At 65.0% G+C, this 19,853-nt stretch carries 16 protein-coding genes and 1 pseudogene; 4 read left to right on the top strand and 13 right to left on the bottom strand.

Annotation, left to right across the window (positions count from 1 at the left end; translation table 11 throughout):
- Positions 1–25: 25 nt before the first annotated feature.
- Genes cysN through QO058_RS00580 form a run of 3 tightly spaced genes read right to left on the bottom strand, consistent with a single transcriptional unit; the run spans position 26 to position 3,311 of the window.
- Entirely contained in the window at positions 26–1,654 is a 1,629-nt protein-coding gene (gene cysN / locus QO058_RS00590) for a sulfate adenylyltransferase subunit CysN (protein ID WP_284169828.1), read from the bottom strand.
- Complete coding sequence (gene cysD, locus QO058_RS00585; protein WP_284169827.1) at positions 1,654–2,556, bottom strand: sulfate adenylyltransferase subunit CysD; 903 nt, start codon at positions 2,554–2,556, stop codon at positions 1,654–1,656. The genes cysN and cysD overlap by 1 nt, the downstream gene beginning before the upstream one ends.
- Positions 2,553–3,311, bottom strand: coding sequence for a phosphoadenylyl-sulfate reductase (locus QO058_RS00580; RefSeq protein WP_284169826.1), 759 nt, complete (start codon positions 3,309–3,311; stop codon positions 2,553–2,555). The genes cysD and QO058_RS00580 overlap by 4 nt, the downstream gene beginning before the upstream one ends.
- Positions 3,312–3,624: 313 nt before the next feature.
- Here QO058_RS00580 and QO058_RS00575 point away from each other — a divergent pair, with 313 nt between their 5' ends.
- Together QO058_RS00575 and QO058_RS00570 are read left to right on the top strand one after the other, a co-directional pair.
- Positions 3,625–3,888 (top strand): hypothetical protein, encoded by a 264-nt coding sequence (locus QO058_RS00575; protein ID WP_284169825.1) that lies wholly within the window; start codon positions 3,625–3,627, stop codon positions 3,886–3,888.
- Between the two features lie 2 nt (positions 3,889–3,890).
- Positions 3,891–4,265 (top strand): nuclear transport factor 2 family protein, encoded by a 375-nt coding sequence (locus QO058_RS00570; RefSeq protein WP_284169824.1) that lies wholly within the window; start codon positions 3,891–3,893, stop codon positions 4,263–4,265.
- Between the two features lie 17 nt (positions 4,266–4,282).
- On the opposite strand, the gene QO058_RS31300 is transcribed toward QO058_RS00570, so the two are convergent.
- From QO058_RS31300 to QO058_RS00520, 10 genes and pseudogenes are all read right to left on the bottom strand, one after another.
- Entirely contained in the window at positions 4,283–4,519 is a 237-nt protein-coding gene (locus QO058_RS31300) for a M23 family metallopeptidase (protein ID WP_432212087.1), read from the bottom strand.
- 1,282 nt (positions 4,520–5,801) lie between these two features.
- The gene (gene tssH, locus QO058_RS00560; RefSeq protein ID WP_284169822.1) at positions 5,802–8,501 is read right to left on the bottom strand and encodes a type VI secretion system ATPase TssH; all 2,700 of its coding nucleotides are present in this window, start codon (positions 8,499–8,501) and stop codon (positions 5,802–5,804) included.
- 27 nt (positions 8,502–8,528) lie between these two features.
- The gene (tssG, locus tag QO058_RS00555) at positions 8,529–9,617 is read right to left on the bottom strand and encodes a type VI secretion system baseplate subunit TssG (protein WP_347975622.1); all 1,089 of its coding nucleotides are present in this window, start codon (positions 9,615–9,617) and stop codon (positions 8,529–8,531) included.
- The gene (gene tssF, locus QO058_RS00550; RefSeq protein WP_284169821.1) at positions 9,614–11,575 is read right to left on the bottom strand and encodes a type VI secretion system baseplate subunit TssF; all 1,962 of its coding nucleotides are present in this window, start codon (positions 11,573–11,575) and stop codon (positions 9,614–9,616) included. The genes tssG and tssF overlap by 4 nt, the downstream gene beginning before the upstream one ends.
- Before the next feature lie 6 nt (positions 11,576–11,581).
- A complete protein-coding gene (locus QO058_RS00545; RefSeq protein ID WP_284169820.1) occupies positions 11,582–12,130 on the bottom strand; it encodes a type VI secretion system baseplate subunit TssE in 549 nt (182 codons plus the stop codon).
- A 165-nt stretch (positions 12,131–12,295) separates the two neighbouring features.
- Positions 12,296–12,778: an Hcp family type VI secretion system effector gene (locus QO058_RS00540; protein WP_284169819.1), complete on the bottom strand. Its 483-nt coding sequence runs from the start codon at positions 12,776–12,778 to the stop codon at positions 12,296–12,298.
- A gap of 154 nt (positions 12,779–12,932) precedes the next feature.
- Entirely contained in the window at positions 12,933–14,435 is a 1,503-nt protein-coding gene (gene tssC, locus QO058_RS00535; protein ID WP_284169818.1) for a type VI secretion system contractile sheath large subunit, read from the bottom strand.
- Positions 14,436–14,446: 11 nt separating this feature from the next.
- Positions 14,447–14,982, bottom strand: a pseudogene (gene tssB / locus QO058_RS00530) (type VI secretion system contractile sheath small subunit).
- Between the two features lie 225 nt (positions 14,983–15,207).
- Entirely contained in the window at positions 15,208–16,710 is a 1,503-nt protein-coding gene (locus QO058_RS00525; protein WP_284169817.1) for a type VI secretion system protein TssA, read from the bottom strand.
- Positions 16,711–16,757: 47 nt separating this feature from the next.
- The gene (locus QO058_RS00520; protein ID WP_284169816.1) at positions 16,758–17,303 is read right to left on the bottom strand and encodes an OmpA family protein; all 546 of its coding nucleotides are present in this window, start codon (positions 17,301–17,303) and stop codon (positions 16,758–16,760) included.
- Positions 17,304–17,419: 116 nt separating this feature from the next.
- Here QO058_RS00520 and QO058_RS00515 point away from each other — a divergent pair, with 116 nt between their 5' ends.
- Positions 17,420–19,282 carry a type VI secretion system Vgr family protein gene (locus tag QO058_RS00515; protein ID WP_284169815.1) on the top strand — a complete coding sequence of 621 codons (1,863 nt, stop codon included), beginning with the start codon at positions 17,420–17,422 and terminating at the stop codon, positions 19,280–19,282.
- 7 nt (positions 19,283–19,289) lie between these two features.
- Complete coding sequence (locus QO058_RS00510; protein WP_284169814.1) at positions 19,290–19,847, top strand: DUF6931 family protein; 558 nt, start codon at positions 19,290–19,292, stop codon at positions 19,845–19,847.
- The last annotated feature ends 6 nt before the right edge of the window (positions 19,848–19,853 follow it).

Raw genomic sequence — 19,853 nt, 5'->3', positions numbered from 1 at the left:
GTCCGGCGCTCTTCAGATCCCGCTCTTAGATCCCCGCCCCGTCATAGAGCGCCGGCGGAGCCCTCCTCGCCCATAGTCTGGCATGCAGGCCCTTCAACAGCGGCCGCAGCACTACATCGCCCACCCCGAGAGCAGCTGCGAGGGCCCACTGCCCCGTCGGCAGCGCCACGGCGGCGAAGACGAACAATCCGGACGCCAGGCGCCAGCTCATCGCCTCGAACCAGGCGCGGCGTTCCTGCGCACCACGCCAGCCGACGAGACGCAGAACGGCACGGCCAGCAGCCCCCGCCTCGGTGACCGAACGAACCTTGTCCTGAGCCGTGCGGATCTCGACGAAGCCGAAGGCGACCGTCTGGTTGCTGAGCCTGTCGATCAGGATGAAACCGCCAAGCTCACGGCTGCGGGCATAGTCGAGCACTGCGAGCGGCCGGTCGAGCTTCAACGTCGCCAACCCGATTCCGTTCATCGCCAGGCTCTCGGCCGGCGTTTCGGCATAGCTCTCGATATCGACGCTGTGATGCAGCCGGACGATCTGGGCGTTAGCGGTCGACGTGGCAAGCTTGAGGATGAACTCGCCGCCTTCGCGCAGCGCCGCCTCGCCGGTCCAGAGCAGGCGCGCCCGCAGCTCCTGTTGCGCCGTGGGCGCGTGCGTGAGCGAGGCGATGACGTCGCCACGGGAGACATCGATCTCGTCGGCAAGCGTGACGGTCACCGACTGGCCGGCGCCCGCCTGCGAGACGTCGCCGGACGGCGCGAGGATGCGCGCAATCGTGCTGCGTCGGCCCGACGGCAGCGCCGCGACCGCATCCCCGACGCGCAAGCGCCCTTGCGCGACCGTGCCGGCAAAGCCGCGGAAGTCGAGATCGGGCCGGTTGACCCACTGCACCGGCAAGGCGAAGCCAGCCTCGACCTCAGCCTCGGCGACGACCACGACGGATTCCAGCAAGGGCAGCAGCGCCGGCCCGCGATACCAGGGCATCAGGCCAGAAAGGCTGGTGACGTTCTCGCCGTCACGGGCCGAGACCGGGACGAAATCGATGCTGGCGAAGCCTAAGCCCGCGACCGCCTTGCGGTAATCCTGTTCGATCTGCCGGTAGACCGCCTCGTCATAGCCGACCAGGTCCATCTTGTTGACGGCGACGACGACGTGCCTGACACCGACCAGCGAGACGATGAAGGAGTGCCGGCGCGTCTGCGGCAGCAGGCCCTTGCGGGCGTCGATCAGGATAATGGCGAGGTCGGCGGTCGATGCGCCGGTCGCCATGTTGCGGGTGTACTGCTCGTGGCCGGGGGTGTCCGCGACAATGAAGCTGCGAGCGTCGGTCGAGAAATAGCGATAGGCGACATCGATGGTGATGCCCTGCTCGCGCTCGGCCGAGAGCCCGTCGACCAGCAGCGCGAAGTCCGGCGCCGCGCCTTGCGTGCCGAATTTGCGGGAATCGCTGTCGAGCGCCGTGAGCTGGTCGTCGAAGACTGCGCCGGCCTCGTAGAGTATGCGTCCGATCAGCGTCGACTTGCCGTCGTCGACCGAGCCGCAGGTGATGAAGCGCAACAAAGCGCGGGCACTGCCCTCGGTGTTCTGGCCCTGGTCATTGGCGGGATGCGGCTGGCCAGCCGGAGCGGGCTGGCCCTTCAACTTCGCGAGCGCCGCCATCAGAAATAGCCTTCCTGCTTCTTCTGTTCCATCGAGCCGGAGCCGTCATGGTCGATGACGCGCCCCTCGCGTTCCGAAGAACGCGACGTGCGCATCTCAGTGATGATGTCGGTGAGGTTCGCCGCCTCGCTCTCGACCGCGCCGGTCAGCGGGTAGCAGCCGAGCGTACGGAAGCGGACCTGCTTCGTCTCAACCACCTCGCCGGGCAGGAGCTCCATGCGCTCGTCGTCACGCATAATCCAGGCGCCGTTGCGACGCACGACCGGGCGCGGCGCGGCGAAATAGAGCGGCACGACGGGGATGTTCTCGAGCGCGATGTAGTCCCAGACGTCCTTCTCGGTCCAATTGGAGAGCGGGAAGACGCGGAAGCTCTCACCCGGCGCCTTGCGCGTGTTGAACAGCCGCCAGGGCTCCGGCCGCTGGTTCTTGGGGTCCCAGCGATGCTGCTCGGAGCGCAGCGAGAACACCCGTTCCTTGGCCCGGCTCTTCTCCTCGTCGCGACGCGCGCCGCCGAAGGCCGCATCAAAGCCATGCTTGTCGAGAGCCTGCTTCAGCCCTTGCGTCTTCATCACGTCGGTATGCAGGCGCGAGCCGGAGGCGAACGGGTTCACGCCGGCGCGCACGCCCTCCTCGTTGATGTGCACGATCAGGTCGAGCCCGAGCCGGCTGGCGGTCTGGTCGCGGAAAGCGATCATATCCCTGAACTTCCAGGTCGTATCGACATGGAGCAGCGGGAAAGGTGGCTTGCCGGGATAGAAGGCCTTCATGACGAGATGCAGCAGGACGGCGGAGTCCTTGCCGATCGAATAGAGCAGCACCGGCTTCTCGCAGGTCGCGACGACCTCGCGGATGATGAAGATCGCCTCGGCTTCGAGCTTCTGCAGATGACTGAGCTGGATCACGCCACAACCTCCGCGGCCGGCTTGGACCGCACCAGCCGGCCATCCGGACCGACATGCAGGCCGCATTCCTTGGCGGCCTCGTCTTCCCACCACCAGCGCCCGGCCCGCTCCGGCTCGCCCGGCGCGATGGCGCGGGTGCAGGGCTGGCAACCGATCGAGAGAAAACCCTGCTCGTGCAACGGGTTCAGCGGGACGTCGTTCTTGCGGGCGAAGGCCAGGGCCTCGTCGCGCGACCAGTCGAGCAGCGGATTGACCTTGACCAGATCGCGCTCGCGGTCGAATTCGGCGAGCGCGACACCGCCGCGCGCGGCCGATTGGTCGGCCCGAAGTCCAGTGATCCAGGCGGCAGCGCCGGCGAGCGCGCGGCCGAGTGGCTCGACCTTGCGGACGTTGCAGCAGGCCTTGCGGGCCTCGATCGAATTGTAGAAGCCGTTGATGCCGTGGCCGAGGACGAAAGCCTCGACAGCATCATGCCGCGGATAGAATGGCTTGATCGCAATACCGTAGCGCTCTTCGGTCTCCGCCCAGAGCGCATGGACCTCGCCGAAGAGCCGGCCGGTGTCGAGCGTGACGATCTCGATCGGCAACGCCTGCGTCGCGATCAGATGGGTGACGACCTGGTCCTCGAGGCCGAAGCTGGTGGTGAAGACGAGGCGCCCTGCAACCTGCCGCACCAGTCCCGCAAGGCGTTCGGCGGCATCCGCCGTTCCGAACGCAGCATTGAGGTTTCCGGCCTGTTCCTGCAACTCGAACATGTGCTTGCTCTACTCGGGCAACGCCGACGCGAACCGCTCAGCGGCACCCGCGCCCTGTCGTCACCGTTCCAAACCGATCATTCGGGCGTTCTGTAAATCGAACAATCCACATATAACTTGAATGGCGCTCAATCAATTTACATCAGGTAGCGTGAATTTTCGTATTTCGAGGCTGATGGAGAAAATCCTTCCCAACGGTAGCGCTTCTTCCCCCGAACATCCCTTCGAGTAGCCCTTGGGACAGGAACTTTCGCTTCCCCGCCCGCGTTGACGGGAGACGCAGGCCAGTCCTGCAGGGAAACAGGGGATTCTAATGGTCAATTCCGCGAACCAGGCGGTTGAGAGCTTGCGCCAGGAGCAGCGCAAGCAGCGCGCGGACGAGAAGAAGGCAGGTGGCGCGGCCAAGAGCCAGCTCGACAAGGCGCTTGAGGGCACCTTTCCCGCGAGCGATCCCGTGTCTCCGCAAACGCCGATCAAGCCCGGCGCTCCCCCATCAGCGCCGCGGTTGAGGCGGATACGCGTAGCCGTTGAAAACGCGGCTTCCCAGCTCCATCTCGACCTGACGAGATGGAGATAACTATGCCTGACCGCGCCAGAGTGGATGCCTTCATCGCCGCTGTCGTCAGCGGCGATCATGTCGGCGCAATCCGCGATTTCTACACCGATGATGCGACGATGCAGGAGAACGCCAACGAACCGCGCCGCGGCCGCGAGGCGTTGATGGCGCATGAGGCGCGCGCCTTGGCGAGACTGAACGAGATGCACACGCACCCGCCCGTCGCGGTGCTCGTCGACGGCGATCATGTCGTCGTCCGCTGGATCTTTGATGCAACCGACAAGACCGGCGTCACGCGCCGCCTTGAGGAACTCGCCTTCCAGCGCTGGCAGGGCGACCGCATCGTCGAAGAGCGCTTCTTCTACGACACCGGAAGCGCTTGGCAGGTCGTTGCGTAGATGCCGAGCCGGAAGGGTCAGCGCAGGCCGCTCGGCCCGACCGCGAGCTTGTCACCGAGCTGGATGAACTTCAGCGGATTGCGCGCCTCGTCCGACAGCCTTGTCTCATAGTGCAGATGCGGGCCGGTCGAGCGGCCCGTCGAGCCGACGCGGCCGATGACCTGTCCTGCCGCAACGAGCTGTCCTTCCTTGACGTCGAAAGCCGAGAGGTGGCCGTAACGCGTGGTGAGGCCATTGCCATGGTCGAGCTCGATGAGGTTGCCATAGCCGCCGGCAACCTCAGCGCGCAGTACCTTGCCCGCCCCCGGGCGCGCACCGGCGTGCCGGTCTCGCCACGGAAGTCCATGCCGGCATGCATCGCCGTGCCGCCGGTGAACGGATCGGAGCGCGGGCCGAAATTGCTGGTCGTGCTGTCGTCGCCTTCAAGCGGGCGCTGGAACGGCACGATGGCCGCAAGATCGCGCCAGCGGCCGAAGACGGAGCGCGCCTCGCCCAGCTGCATCAACGCATGCTCGAAGGTGCCTGCCTTCAGCGTCACCGTCATCGGTATCAGCGGCCCGCCCATGCCGGGGCGCCCCGGCGGTAGCTTGACCTTGGCAGGGTCGAGCCCGACCTCCGCCAGCGCCGCCCTCACCTCCTGCACGCGCCCGACGAGTTGGCGGCCGAGCGCCGAGAGCTGCTGGCTCTGGCCGGTCTGCACCCGGTCGAGCGATTGGCCGAGTATGGTGATGCGCTGGTCGAGCGACATGGTCTCGCCCGCCTTGACCGTCGCTGCGACCAGCCGGCGCTGCTGCGCGAGGATGGCGGGATTGACGCGGTCGAGGACGTTCTGCCCGTCGGCGAATTGATTGCCGCCCGGCGCTTGCGCACCGCCTTGCGGCAGGATCGGGCCGACCGCCTGGCCGGTGAGCGCGCCGAGCAAGGCCTGGCGGGCCTCGAGCTCGATCTGCCGGGTGATCAAGTCGGCGAGCTGATCACCCGCCCGCCCGGTTGCGGCAGGCTGGCCCGGCTGCGCCGGCAGGCCGGGCGAACTGCCGGACGCGACGATCGCACTGACGAGGCGGCGCTGCAGCGCCTTGAGCTTCTCGTCATAGCTGCTCTGCAGGATCGCCTGCTCCTGCTGCAGGGAGGCGACGCGGCCCTTCTCCTCGTAGAGGAAATAGCCGGTAACGCCCGCACCGATGATCGCCAACACCGCCAGCGACCAGGGCAGCAGGCCGCCGCGCCCTGACCCGGGCCTGCCGCCACCACGGCGCGGACGGCGCGGCGCCTCGCTCTCCGGCTGGAGAGAGGTTGGGATGGCAGCCTCGTCAGACCGCCGCTTGAGGCGAACCGGTTGCACGTTTCTGTTTCCGTTCCGATCCCGCAGCGCAAGTATAGCTCAAACAAAGGCCGTCAGCGACATTGCTGGCTAGCGATGACGGTATCCGTCATTGCGAGGAGCATAGCGACGAAGCAATCCAGGGACGGCGGAGCTCCACGTCCCCCTGGATTGCTTCGCTTCGCTTCGCTCGCAATGACGATCGCACCGCTCCGTCAGTTGCAGGCGTAATGGAAGGCGCCGTCCTCGACCGTGACCTTCGCCTCGGTCAGCGGCTTCTTCTCCAGTTGCAGGTTGAGGATGCTGCGCGAGAGCGCCGGCAGCATCGAATTGGTGATGATGTTGTCGATCATGCGCCCGCCCGAATCCGGGTCGTTGCACTGGGCGACGATGTGCTCGACCACGGCGTCGTCATAGATGAAGGCGGCGTTGTGGTTGTCGCGCAGGCGCTTGCCGATGCGGCCGAGCTGGAGGCGCACGATGCCGCCCAGCATCTCGCCGGAGAGCGGATAATAGGGGATCGTGACGAGGCGGCCGATCAGCGCCGGCGGGAAGACCTTGAGCAGCGCCGGCCTGAGCGCGACCGCCAGTTGCTCGACGTCGGGACGGCTGCTTTCGTCGCCGGCCATGCGCATGATCTCGTCAGTGCCGACATTCGAGGTCAGGATGATCAGCGTGTTCTTGAAGTCGATGCGTCGGCCGGTGCCGTCCTCCATCTGGCCCTTGTCGAAGACCTGGAAGAACAGCTCGTGCACGTCGGGGTGGGCCTTCTCGACCTCGTCGAGCAGCACGACCGAATAGGGCTTGCGGCGCACCGCCTCGGTCAGCCTGCCACCCTCGCCATAGCCAACATAGCCGGGAGGCGCGCCCTTCAGCGTCGAGACGGTGTGCGCCTCCTGGAACTCGCTCATATTGATGGTGATGACGTTCTGCTCGCCGCCATAGAGCGATTCCGCCAGCGCCAGCGCCGTCTCGGTCTTGCCGACGCCGGACGGACCGCAGAGCATGAACACGCCGATCGGCTTGTTCGGATTGTCGAGCTTGGCGCGGTTGGTCTCGATCCGCTTGGCGATCATGCCGATGCCATGTCCCTGCCCGACGACGCGCTTGTTCAACGTCGCGGCGAGGTTGAGCACGGTCTCGATCTCGTCCTTGACCATGCGGCCGACCGGAATCCCGGTCCAGTCGGAGACGACTGAAGCAACCGATTGCTCGTCGACATGGGCGTAGATCATCCGGTTGGCCGGATCGATCGCGCCAAGCGTGGTGAATTTGTCCTTCAAACTGGCGCGCGTCGCTTCCGGATCGACTGGCGCTTCAGCCGGAGCGGTCTCGGCCGGCGCTTCACCATCGGCTGCGGGCGCTTCGCCCGCCGGCTTCTCGCCGAGCCTGCCGCGCAGCAGCGTGATCTCCTCGACGAGCGCGAGCTCGGAAGCCCAATCCGCTTCCAGCGACTCGAGCTTCGCCTGGAGCTCGGCGCTCTCCTCGTCGATCTTGCCGAGGCGCTCATCGGTGGCGTCGCCGAGATCCTTGTCGGCAATCAGCGCCACCTTCTCCTTCTCCAACGCCGAAATCGCGACGCGGGCATCCTCGATCGCAGCCGGCGTCGCGGTTTGGCTGATCGCGACGCGGGCGCAGGCGGTATCGAGCAGGCTCACCGCCTTGTCGGGAAGCTGACGGGCCGGAATGTAGCGCGAGGAGAGCTGAACGGCGGCGACGATGGCGGCGTCGGAGATGCGCACCTTGTGGTGCTTCTCCATCGGCCCGATCAGGCCGCGCAGCATGGTGCAGCAGCGCGCAACATCGGGCTCGTCGACCTGCACCGGCTGGAAACGCCGGGTCAGGGCCGGGTCCTTCTCGAAATACTGGCGGTACTCCGACCAGGTCGTCGCCGCGATCGTCCGCAGCGTGCCGCGGGCCAGCGCCGGCTTGAGCAGGTTGGCGGCATCGCCCGTGCCGGCAGCGCCGCCGGCGCCGATCAGCGTATGGGCCTCATCGATGAACAGGATCACCGGCGTCGGGGAGGACTGGACCTCGTCGATCACCGAGCGCAAGCGCTGCTCGAACTCGCCCTTCATCGAGGCGCCGGCCTGCATCAAGCCGATGTCGAGGGTGCAGACCTTGACCCCGCGCAAAGGCGGCGGCACGTCGCCGGCGACGATGCGCTGGGCGAAGCCCTCGGCGATCGCTGTCTTGCCGACGCCGGCCTCACCAGTGAGGATCGGGTTGTTCTGGCGCCGGCGCATCAGCACGTCGATGACCTGGCGGATCTCGTCGTCGCGGCCGAGGATCGGGTCCATCGTGCCCGCGCGCGCCTTCTCGGTCAGGTCCTGCGAGAAGCGGTCGAGCGCCGTCGTGCCCTTGGCGCCCTCAGCCTGCTCGGCGCCGGGCGTGCCTGCGGCACGCAGGCCCGAGCCGTCCATCGGCCGCAGGTTCTCCTCTTCGGAGTCCTTCCAGATCTTGGTGTGGCCGGCCGCGAGCTCCTCGACCGGGATCTTGCCGAACTCCTTCGAGATCGCGGTCAGTGCCCGCTTGAGCTCGAGCGATTTCAGCGCCGCGACCAGAACATGACCAGTCCTGATCTGGGTCTCGCCGAAGAACAGCGTGGCGTAGTGCCAGCCGCGGTCGAGCACATCGACGACGTTGTTGGCGACGCCGGGCATCTCGGTTTCGTTCTTGCGGAAGCCCTCGATGACCCCGCCGATATCGGTGGCAAGCCGGGCCATGTCGAGGCCGTAATGCTGGGCGGTCAGCCCGATATCGGTGGAGCGTCGCTGCAGGATCTGGGCAAGCCAGTGAGCCAGCTCGACATTGCGGTTGCCGGCGCCCTTGGCCTGGCGCAGCGCCTGGATGAAGGCCTCATAGCCGACGCGGTTGAGTTTGCCGGTGACGGCTTCAAGACTGATATCGGCCATAACTGCCTCCTTATCGTCGGTTCTGTCTTATCGTCGGTTCTGTATCTGCTGGCTGCGCTTCAGCCGCATGCGTTCGGCGGGATGGAAGCGGGCATCGCGGCGCAGACTGCCGTCCGGTACGTCCCAGTTCGGCGAGACCCAGCTCGACCAGCCGAGCGCGCCGAAGCGGCCGAGCTGCATCGGCCTGACCTTGCCGACCGGCAAAGCGAGCTCGACATCCCATTCGAACTGTTCGCCGAGATAGAAGAACACCGCATCGGCCAAAGGCTCGCAACGATCGCCATTCGGCAGGAAGCGGTTGAACTGATCGAGATCGCGCGCGACGAGCTTGACCCGGAATTTGTCCTCGACGCTGTAGACGCTGGCGCCGAGCAGGACATTGCTGCCGAGGCTGCACTGTCCGCGGCCGAGCTTGGTCCTGTCCTCCGGATCGAAGACCAGCCGCATGCCGACAAACTGCTCGACCTCGACCTCGATATCAAAGAGGCCGGCGAGCAGGCTGCGCAGGCGCGAGGCTGACTTGGCCTGCGCACCGGCGAGCCCGGCATGGGCCAGCTTCTCCGGGTCGGGGACGCTGTCGCGGTTCTGATAGGGCTTCGAACCCAAGCCGACCATGCTGCCGACATAGGCGACGAAACGATCCCTGTCGGGCCGGTCATGCTGCGCGATCGGCCGGGAATCGGCCCAGGCCCGGTAGAAGAGCTGCAGGAACCGGTTGTTGAAGATGTCGAGGAAGCGCGGGAAGGCGTCGTCGCGGACCAGTTGCCAGTGATAGCTTTCCTCGGTCGTCGCCAAAGGCAACGCGCCCTGGGGGCCGAGCAGGCCGAGGAATTTGACGAAGAGCCGCAGCCGCCCCTGTAGATCGCGATCTACCTCGGCGAAGGTCGAGGCCGGGAAATCCATATACGGCTGCTCGCCGAGCGCGATGTATTCGTCGCGCCGCGCCGCGACGTCCCCGATACGCTCGCGCTCCGGGAAGCTGCGCTCGATCCGGCGCAGCACCGCATAAAAATCATGGCGCCAGGGCTCCGCCTGCAACCCCTCGACGAAAGGCGGCTCGACACGCAGCACATCGAGCGCAGCCGGCTCCGGCAGGGATGGCGCGGTCTTGTTCACAGGATGCGCCTCGTGCCGGCACGCGGCGGACCGCGCATCACCTCGCCGCGCTCGACCGTGCGGATCACGGTCTGGGTGAAGTGGTTCATCGCCGCGTATTCCGCGAAGAAGCGATCGAGCACGGCGCCGAGCAGGAAGACGCCGCTGCCCTCGAAGGCCTTCTCGTCGAGCAGGACGGTGATCTCGAGCCCACGCGCGGCACCTGTCCCGGCGCGCTGCGGGAAGCGCCTGATCACGGGGCGGCTGTCGACGCTTTTGATGCCGCGGATACGGCGCTCGGTGGCGCTGTCGGCAAGGTCGGCGAAGAGCGAGAGCATCTCGCGCAACGCCTCGGCATTCTCGCCGGCGCCACGCTGGACGAGGCCGAGATGGTTGAGGCTGAGCAGGTTGATCAGCCGCCAGGCCACCACGCCGGTGCTCGCCATCTCGGAACGCAGCCTGAGCTGCGAGACGATCGGCTCGCGCGGCGGCGTCGGGCCGGCGAGGCAGGCCACGTCGAGCACGACATTGTCGATCAAGCGGAAATCGGCGCCACCGGTGCCGGTCGGAAGATGCTCGGTGAGGTGGCGGTTGGAGCAGAGCGCCCGAACGCTGAGCTCGGCGACGGAGGCAGCATCGGAGACTGTCGCCGGCTCGTAGAGCGAGATAAATATCTCGGTGCCGGTATAGTCGGACGCCCTGCCCTCGCGCCGTTCGCCGGTCGAGCGGCGGCGCGGCAGGCGCCGGTGCGTATAGAGCAGGCCCTGCGTCGGCGAGGCGCCCTCGGGTGAGGAATAGAGCGGGTGAACCGGCTGCTTGTCGCGCCCGCCGGTGTAATGCGCATAGACCTCGAGGATCGAATGCGGCTCGTAATCGAGCATGCGGCTGCGATCGGGCACGACATGATATTCGTGCTCGTTCTTGCGCACCGGCATGCGATCGGTGGTCTTCTCGAACAAGTTCACCGCCGGCGCGGCATAGAGGGCGAACATCTGGCGCTGCACTGCGGCCGGCAGGCGCGTATTGACCTCGTCGAAGACGAAGATCACGTCGATCGTCTTGGCCTTGAGGCGTGACATCACCTTGTCGAGGCCGGTCAGCCTGAAGCCGAGGAACTTGCGCGGAAACCAGAACTGTTCGCGCAACAGGTCGAACCCGCGGAAGATTCGCGTATCGGCCGGCAGCAGCGCGTCGTCCTCGTCGAAGCCGATCTGTTCGACGCCGCACTCCGCCGCCGACAGCACGACGGGATCGCCGAACTCGTCGAGATAACGGAAATAGACACCGAGGCGGTCACCAAAGATCTGCTCGTAGAGGGCGATCGCATCCGCCTCGGTGCCGAGCAGATGCACTGTGAGCTCGCGGGTCTTGCAACCAGCGAACCAGCTCGCCGGCAGTTTCTTGGCCTCGTCCGGCGACGGCTCTTCCGCTGGATCGGCGGCGATACGGTGCGTCAGCGACAGACGCAGGCCGGAGAGCACTTGTCCATCGACTGGCAGGCCCAGTGCCTGCAGCGGTCCCGGCGCAGCGATGTACTCCGCCGAGGCCACGTCGAACGGCCACAGCGTCACCGCCGAGCCCAGCCGATAGCGGCAGGCGACCCGCCGGTCGCGCTCGACGTAAGTTGCGTCGAGATAGGAGCCACGAGGCACCTCGACGCCATCGCGCAGGGCCGGGTCGCCGTAGATCGGCGCAATTCCGGCAAGAAGCGCCGACGGCGTCGGCGCCAGGTAGTTCGGGATGAGCTGTTCCAGGAGATTGTTGGTGAACTCCGGGAACTCGTGCTTGAGCTTGAGCTGGACCCGCGCGGCGAGGAAGGCAGCGCCTTCGAGCAGGCCGCCGACCATCGGATCCATGCGCTCGCCGACCAGCCCGCCGAGCCGTTCCGCGATCCCCGGATACTCCTCGGCAAATTCCTTCGTATGCTCGGTGAAGAGCCGGAGTTCGCGATTGTAGAAGTCGAGGAATTCCTGGTTCATGAGGCGCTATCGGTTCTTGATCGCGATCTTGCCGGTGTCGAGCTCGACGTCGGCGACGAACTGTACCGGAACGTTGAGCGGCTCGCAGTTCAGATCGGCGCGCACGATGAAGCGGATCTTCAGCTCCGCCTTGTCGAGACCCTCGTCGCGCTCGACCATGATCGACCGCTTGAGCAGGCGGGGCTCATAAGCAAGCAGGACCTGCGCCAGCTCGTCCTTGATGGAGCCGATCCGGTATTCGTCGATCGACTTGTTCTGGACATCCGGAAAACCGTGGTTGAGCACCGAGCGGCGGACGTGCTCGAGCTGCGAAAGATCGACCGAAGAGCCGAAGTTGATCGTGTTGACCAGGGCCTCGAGGTCGATGGCGATCTCCTGGCGCAGCTTGCTCTCAGTGATCGCGGCCCGCGGCGCCGCGCGGCGACCAGCGACGACCCGCTCGCCACCTGCGTCGCGCAGATCGAGATGGACCTTCGCGTCCTTGCTGCGATGCGCCTCGCGGAAGGCGAACATCAGCGGGGGCCGCAGCCGGTTCTTCGCCTTGGGATCGAGCATCGGCATGTTCCCGCGAGCCATCACTCAAAGGATGGACTCCCGGCGATCGCTGCCGCGGTCGCAAGGAGTCCGTTCAGAACCTGACAGGGTCGGCGAAGCCGGGGAAGGCGGCGCCGCAGGTGCCCCGATCGGGCTCGCCGAAGCGAGCCCGATCGTATTGGCATCTTATTCCTTGTTTTCCTTGAGGTTCCAGGTGCCGGTCGAGGTCGCGCCGAGCGAGCCGTCCTTGTTCTGGACCTTGTACTCGAACTTGACCTTGGAGAAATTCAGCGAGAACTGGTCGGTCGGAACCGGGTTGCCGCCGGTGCTGTCTCCGGACTGATAGCTCGACACCAGCAGGTCCTCGAGCGTGACCTTGTAGAACTCCTGCTGCTCCTTGCCCTGCTTGCGGACGAAGAGCACGGCCTTCTTGATGTGGTCGCCGGTGGCGCATTTCAGCATCAGCACGGGCGAAGCCTTGCTGACATTGGCCGTGCAGTGCAGATCCTGGAAGCTCGCCTTGCCGGCGCCGCCGCCATGTCCGGCCGCATGCGTGCCGGAGTTGCTGACGCCCCAGGAGAACGATTCGATCTCGATCGTCTCCTTGTGCTTGGAATCCTGGCTTTCGCCTTTGACGCCGTCGATCTCTAAGAGAAAGTCGCTGGCCATGGTGCTCTCCAATGGTTGGCTGTTTCAGGGTGATTTGGGCATAGAACTCGCGTCGCCTGGAGAGCTCCCCCATGCGTCGCCACTCTCCCTGCGCGTCATGCGCAGGGCCAACTATCGTCCTGGGGGTCCTGCGCGCTGAAGGCGCGCCCGGGTCTCAGGCCTTCGGCGCCGGCAGGCGCGAGACGAGACTCAGACCGATATCCATGCCCTCGAGCTGGAAATGCGGCCGGAGGTAGAACTTGGCCGAGTAATAGCCGGGGTTCTCCTCGTCCTCGAAGACGTCGATGCGCGCTTCGGACAGGGGCTTGCGCGCCTTCGTCTCCTCGCTGGAGTTCAGCGGATCGCCGTCGACATACTCGGTGATCCACTCCTGCAGCCAGCGACGCAGGGGTTCGCGCTCCTTGTAGGAGCCGACCTTGTCGCGCACCATGCACTTCAGATAATGCGCAAAGCGCGACACGGCGAACATGTAGGGCAGGCGCGACGACAGATTGTCGGAGGCGGTCGCCGCGACGCCGTCGGGCCCGAAGAAGGCCTTGGGCTTGTAGAGCGACTGCGCACCGATGAACGCGGCCTTGTCCGTGTTCTTGCGATGGATCAGCGGGATCAGGCCGGATTTGGCCAGTTCCGCCTCGCGGCGATCGCTGATCGCGATCTCGGTCGGGCACTTCAGGTCGACGCCACCGTCATCCGTCGGGAAGGTGTGGGTCGGCAGGTTCAGCACCTCGCCGCCCGACTGGACGCCGCGGATACGGGTGCACCAGCCATACTCCTTGAAGGCCCGGTTGATGTTGACCGCCATCGCATAGGCGGCGTTCATCCAAGCATACTTCTCGCCCTTGTGACCGTCGGTGTCCTCCTCGAAGGCGAACTCCTCGACCGGCTCCGACTTCGCCCCATAGGGAACCCGCGCGAGCACCCGCGGCAGGCACAGCCCGACATAGCGGGAATCGGCTGCATCGCGCAGGCCTTTCCAGGCCGCATAATCCGGCGTGTCGAAGACCTTGCCGAGATCACGCGGATTAGAGAGCTCCGTCCAGGAGTCCATGCCCATCAGCGTCGGATCGGCGCCGGTGAAGAGTGGGGCATGGGCGGCGGAGGCAACCTTCGACAGATCACGCAGCAGCTGTACATCCGCTGGGACGTGGCTGAAGTGGTAGTCGCCGACCAAGGCACCGAAGGGCTGGCCGCCGAGCTGACCGAATTCCTGCTCGTAGATCTGCTTGAAGAGCGGGCTCTGATCCCAGCGGGCGCCGGGATAGGTCTTCAGATTGCGGTAAAGCTCGCTCTTGCCGACATTCATCACCTTGATCTTCAGCTGCGAGTCGGTCTCGGAGTTGAAGACGAGGTAGTTGAGGCCGCGCCAAGCGCTCTCGAGCTTCTGGAACTCTGGTGCATGCAGCACCTCGTTCATCTGCTCGCTGAGCTTGGCATCGAGCCTGGCGATCATCTCTTCGATCGTGTCGAGGACATCGCCCTTGATCAGCGTCTGGTCAGCGAGCGCCTGGTTGACCAGGGTCGCAACCGCGTTCTCGACCTCGCTCGCCGCCCGTTCGGTCTTCGGCTTGAAGCTCTGCTTCAGGAGCGCCGAGAAGTCGTCGACCTCGCGGACTTCGCCAGTCGCCGCGCCGGGTTGTTGAATCTGTGCTTCCGCCATGGCCGCCTCGCTTACCCGTTGCCGTCCTGCTTGTTGTCCTCAGCTGGCTTTTCGCCGAGCCTGTCCTTCAGCGCCGCCATCAGATTTGGATCTGACAACAGAGCCTTGAGCTGGTCGCTGGCCGCGACCTTGCCGTCCATGTAGCGCAGGAGGTTGGCGAGCTGCTCGCGAGCCTCCAGCAGCTTGGCTGTTGCTGGAATCTGGCGGGCGATCGCAGCCGGGCTGAAGTCGTCGAACTTCTTGAACTTCAGCGAGACGGAAAGCTTGTCCCCCCTTCGCCGCCGAGCTTGTTCGGCACGGCGAAAGCGGCACCCGGCGCGATTGCGGCCATGCGCGTGTCGAAATTATCCATGTCGACATCGAGGAACTTGCGCTCGCCGATATCCGATTTCTCGACCTCGGAAGCATTGCCCGAGAGATCGGCGAGGACGCCCATCACGAAGGGCAGCTCGATCTTCTGATCCGCATTGTACGGATCTTCATAGGTGATGTGGACGCGCGGCGGCCTGTTACGGCGAATGAACCTCTGCCCTGAATCTCCGGCCATGTCGGCGCCCCTTCCTCTAGAGGCATCACGCAAGGACAGCGCGATACCACGCTAACGATCCAGCTCGCTATACCATACACACTTGCCGATCGCTTGACAGTTCTCGTCGAACTGCACGAATCGGCGGCGGAAGAGTTCAGCCAGCCCAATTTTGCAGATGGATGACGGTCTCCGCATCCACCGAACGAATGAGACGCGACGGTCCGTCACCGGGCCAGCGCGACGCTATTCGTCGCTGCTCTGCCTTATGCCGGCGTCAGGGAGGATATCGCTCAGCAGCGACAGAAAATCTTGCTGCGCCAGTGCGCAGGCCTTGTCCATCAGCAACGGGACGGGATTGGACGGCTCGGCATGGCGGTAGAAGGCAGCCACCGACTTCATCCGGGCGACCGCTTCGGCACGGCTTGCGACGGCAATCGCGGGCACACCCGCAGCCGCTGCAGGCCTCTTCGGCTCGGCCTCGGCCTCCGGCGGCGCGTCTTCTCCCCAGCCGTCCGAGCTTTCCGACGCCTCCGCCTCTGACTCTCCAGATTCGTCGGCTGGCTCGTCCTCTACGCCAGCATCCCCGTCATCGCCGGACGAGGCACTATCGTCGTCGCTGCTGTCATCGTCATAGCCGCCGCTATCGTCACGGCTGTTGTCATAGCCGTCGCCCCCGAGACGCTCCAGCGGCAGCTGGTATTTCGTCTCGTCACCGATCTCGAGCATCGCCTTGTCGACGTGCTCGGGGAACATGATCTGGATGACCTCGATGAGCGACTTGCCGACCAGGCGTTGCGCCTGCCCGATCAGCAGCACCGCCGGGCTCGACGGCTCGACCCGCCGGAAATAGGCAAGGCACCCGGCTAGCGCAGCCTGCGCCTCGGCAACGGAGGCACAGGCCCCCGCCGGGATGGCGGTTGCTGCGACCATGACCGTGCCGCCGGCTCCGGCGGGTGTCTCTATGCCGACTGCAGCTTGCAGGGCCGGTGCGCGCCGCTCGACCGCTGCCTCTAGGAAGGTGACGATCTGTCCGACAAGGCCCGCCAAGCGCGGGAAGGTCACCGCCTGATCGGCTCCGAGGCGCTCGCTCCAGATCGCCCGCAATCGCAGAAGCGCGTCCCGGATAGACGTGACGTGACCGAGCATCGCCGTCAGGTCGGAGACCTCGGCTTCCTTCAGCGCGGCAGCGATACCGCCGGCATCCGGATGCTGCTCGTCCTCGTTGGCACGCAGTTCGCCCAAGGCGATGAGCTGGCTACGGAACATCACCGGCCCCAGCCGCTTGCTGGTAAAGATCGGGGCGTGCTGCAACGGCAAGGCGATGGTGGCGTTCTCGTCGAGCCCCTGCAGGGCGACTTCGCGCATGATGAAGTCGCCATCCTCGGCCCTGGGATGGACTTCCTCCCAATAGTCGCCGAGGTAACTCGTGATCAGCCCGAGGCTGGCGGCAAAGCCGGGGATGTCTCGGTTGAGCAAGCAGAGCTTGCCGGCGAGCACGAAGCCCCGCAGGTCGCGGCTCTGCTTCAGAATCTTGCCGAGATCGCCGAAAGCTGCCGGAAAATCGATCGCGCTGCGGTCGAAAGAAACTTGCCGGCCATCGTCCTCACGACGGAAATAAGAGGAAGGCAGCGCCACTTCCAGGCGCGCCAACACATTCATGAAGTCCGGTTCGGCATCCGGATCGGGCCCGCAGGGATCGTCGGGCGAAATCGGCTTCGCCAGATCAGCGAAATTGAGCGCAGCCATACCCCCTCACGGTCCGTCGAGTATGTCGGGACCCGGCCGCCGAGCCGTCATTCCACTTGGAGCCGCGTCTCGACCCGGCGATTATCGGCAGAGAACTTGTCAGCGACCACGGGCTTGCTCTGACCAAGACCGCGCGGGACGAGCTTGGCGGTATCGACGCCGCGATCGCTCAGATAGCGCACGACCGCCTTGGCCCGGCGTTCCGAGAGGCTCAGATTGTAATCAGCCGTGCCGCTGGCGTCGGTATGCCCCTCGACCAGGAAGCTGCTCGCCGCGAGCTGCGGGTCCTTGAGCGCCTTGGCGAACTCGTCGAGATTCACCTTCGCCTCAGACTCGAGCACGTCAGAATTGTACTTGAACTTGACGATGAGGTCGAAAGCGCTGGCCGGCTTCACAACATGGCCGGCCTTGTTGCATTCGGCTTCGGTGCCGACACACAAGCCACGCGAAACGCCGAGATTGGGCGTCGCGGGCCCAAAGTGCTTGACGATGTCGTCCGCCTTGTAGGCTTGGGCCTGCGCCGAAAGAGGCGACAGCGCGCAGAAGCCTGCGGCAAGAGCGGCACTAACCATGACAAGGGCCTGCTTGCGCATGGTCTTCCTCCTGTTTAGGTTCGCTGAGGCGGTTGAAGATTGACGGCGCAAATTATGACTCGCAGCGATCGCTGCGTCAATAGTCGTCTCTTGTCGCAAACCATGAGGTCTGGTTGATGCCCGCCGCCCTTGGACAAACGAAAAGACTTGCCTCTTTTACGACGCCGGCAGGACAAGATGTCTTTTCGCTTCTCAAGTTTGAGGCGCGGGAAGCTCTCAGCGAATTATTCGTCTATCAGGTCGATGCCACGTGCACGACTGCGAATGCCGACCTGCAAAGCTTGATCGGCGAGAAATGCGCCGTAAAAATGACGCTGAAGAACGGGAAGGAACGGATCTTCAACGGTGTTCTGATCGAGGCCCAATGGCTTGGCCGGGAGAATGATCTCGACCATTACCGCTTCGTGCTGCGCCCTTGGCTCTGGCTGCTCTCGCAGCGCTCGGATTGCCGCATTTTCAAGAACAAGACCGCGATCGACATCATCAAATTGATCTTCGGGAAGGAAGACAAGGCGAGCTTCGGCGACCGCGTCAGCGAGAAGCCGCCGGTGATCGATTACTGCGTGCAGTATCGCGAGAGCGATCTCGACTTCGTCCTGCGTTTGATGGAGAAGTACGGCATCTACTACTACTTCCAGCACACCGAAGGCGATCACAAGCTTATCCTCTCGGATGCCCGCGGCTCCCATGACACGGTCACCGCGGCCGCGGAGCCGACCTTCGCAGGAGCCGGCAGCGCCTATCCGTTCATGCCGAAGGACAAGAGCCAGCGGCGCCCTATCGAGCACTTGACGCAATGGTCGGCGCAACGGCGACTTCGCACCGGCAAGGTCGAGCTGAAGGACTATGATTTCGAGAAATCGACCTCCGACCTGACAGCCCGGGCCGAGGAAGGTTTCCCCCGCACCAAGGCTTACGAGGCCTACGACTATCCGGGCGCCTATCTGGAGCGCGGCAAAGGCGAAAAACTCGCCCGAATCCAGGCCCAGGCCGAACAGGCCCAGGACGAGCGTCGCCTTGCCGTGGGGGATGCCCCGAGCCTCAACCCTGGCACATTGATGACGCTGACCGATCACGCGGTCGGAGCCGAGAATGCCGAGTATCTGGTGGTGCGCGCCACGCATGCCTATGGCGTGCAGAGCTATCGTTCGTCGAAGCGCTCGGACGAGGCGATCTATCACGGCTCCTACGAGTTGCAGAAGGCCGACAAGCGCTTCCGCGCCCCCTTGGTCACCCCCTCGCCGCTCGTGATCGGTCCCGATACGGCAAAAGTGGTGGGCGAGAAGAACAAGGGCGAGGAAGGCGACATCGACGTCGACAAATATGGCTGCGTCTGGCTGCGCTTCCATTGGGACCGCGAAAAGGAGTCGACCTCCTGTCGGGTTCGCGTCGCGCAGGCCTGGTCGGGCAAGAACTGGGGCGGGCAGATCATCCCGCGCATCGGACAGGAGGTCGTCGTCTCCTATATCGGCGGTGATCCGGACCGGCCGATCATCACGGGCGCAGTGGTCAATGACCAGCACATGCCGCCCTATGATCTGCCCGCCAACAAGACCCAGTCGGGGCTGAAGTCGGAATCGACCGATGGCGGCGGCAAATCGGGCAAGTTCAACGAGATCAAGTTCGAGGATCTCGCCGGCAAGGAGGTCTTCTCCATGCAGGCCGAGCGCGACCACAAGACCGAGGTCTTCAATCTCGAGACCCGCGATGTCGGCAAGAGTTTCGAGGGCGGCCCGACCGATTTTGCCCGCACGACGCAGATCCTGAGCGGCAGCGACAAGCTGCACGTCAAACAGGGCAAGCGCTATGTCGAGGCGGCGCTGGAGATCAAGCTGGTCTGCGGCGAGAGTGAGATCACGATGACCCCGACCGACATCACCATCTCCTCGCCGATGATCACGATAAAGAGCACAGCCAAGACCGAAATCAACGGTGGTGGCATGACCGTCATCACCGGCGGCGTCGTCAAGATCAACTGAGGCCGCGATGTCGAAACTTCGCTTCAGTACGGCGCGGGAAGTCTTCGAGACGTTCCCCGCCGCGCGCCAGGTTATCAATACGGCGCCGACCACGGAGCCGCCACTAACCTTCCTGCGTGGCCTCGCTCAGGCCGGCAATCACAAGGACGCGATCGGTTTCTGCGCTTTCCTGATGCCGCGTCGCGAGGCGGTCTGGTGGGCGCTACAGAGCATCCAGCGCATGCAGCCGGCGGGAACATCGCCCGACCCTGGTCTGAAAGCGGCCGAGGCATGGGTTCGTGACCCGACCGACGAGACCCGCCGGGCCGCTCTGGCCCTTGGGGAAAGCGGCCATCATGCCAGCCTGGGCACCTGGGTTGCGCTCGCGGCCGGTTATTCCGGCGGGAGTATGGTTGCGACCCATGCCATACCCTGCCCTCCGGACCTGACGGCAAAGACCGCGCGCATCGCGGTGTTAACCGCGCTTGGGCGCGTACCCGAGCGCGAGCGTGATGCCGCATTGCGAAATTGCGTCGAAGCGTGCATTCGTCTGCTCGATGACGAAAGCGGCAGGACCAGACCATAACATGGC

It is taken from the genome of Bosea vestrisii (assembly GCF_030144325.1).
GTDB lineage: Bacteria > Pseudomonadota > Alphaproteobacteria > Rhizobiales > Beijerinckiaceae > Allobosea > Allobosea vestrisii_A.
The sequence above is the reverse complement of the archived record's forward strand: the minus strand, read 5'-3'. Positions and strand labels throughout refer to the sequence as shown.

Coding starts and splice junctions, on each gene's coding strand:
- QO058_RS00575 (WP_284169825.1), top strand. CDS start 3,625: ATGGTCAATTCCGCGAACCAGGCGGTTGAGAGCTTGCGCCAGGAGCAG.
- QO058_RS00580 (WP_284169826.1), bottom strand. CDS start 3,311: ATGTTCGAGTTGCAGGAACAGGCCGGAAACCTCAATGCTGCGTTCGGA.
- tssH (WP_284169822.1), bottom strand. CDS start 8,501: ATGGCCGATATCAGTCTTGAAGCCGTCACCGGCAAACTCAACCGCGTC.
- tssC (WP_284169818.1), bottom strand. CDS start 14,435: ATGGCGGAAGCACAGATTCAACAACCCGGCGCGGCGACTGGCGAAGTC.
- QO058_RS00570 (WP_284169824.1), top strand. CDS start 3,891: ATGCCTGACCGCGCCAGAGTGGATGCCTTCATCGCCGCTGTCGTCAGC.
- QO058_RS00510 (WP_284169814.1), top strand. CDS start 19,290: ATGTCGAAACTTCGCTTCAGTACGGCGCGGGAAGTCTTCGAGACGTTC.
- QO058_RS00520 (WP_284169816.1), bottom strand. CDS start 17,303: ATGCGCAAGCAGGCCCTTGTCATGGTTAGTGCCGCTCTTGCCGCAGGC.
- tssF (WP_284169821.1), bottom strand. CDS start 11,575: ATGAACCAGGAATTCCTCGACTTCTACAATCGCGAACTCCGGCTCTTC.
- QO058_RS00540 (WP_284169819.1), bottom strand. CDS start 12,778: ATGGCCAGCGACTTTCTCTTAGAGATCGACGGCGTCAAAGGCGAAAGC.
- QO058_RS00545 (WP_284169820.1), bottom strand. CDS start 12,130: ATGCTCGATCCCAAGGCGAAGAACCGGCTGCGGCCCCCGCTGATGTTC.
- QO058_RS00525 (WP_284169817.1), bottom strand. CDS start 16,710: ATGGCTGCGCTCAATTTCGCTGATCTGGCGAAGCCGATTTCGCCCGAC.
- cysN (WP_284169828.1), bottom strand. CDS start 1,654: ATGGCGGCGCTCGCGAAGTTGAAGGGCCAGCCCGCTCCGGCTGGCCAG.
- QO058_RS00515 (WP_284169815.1), top strand. CDS start 17,420: ATGCCCGCCGCCCTTGGACAAACGAAAAGACTTGCCTCTTTTACGACG.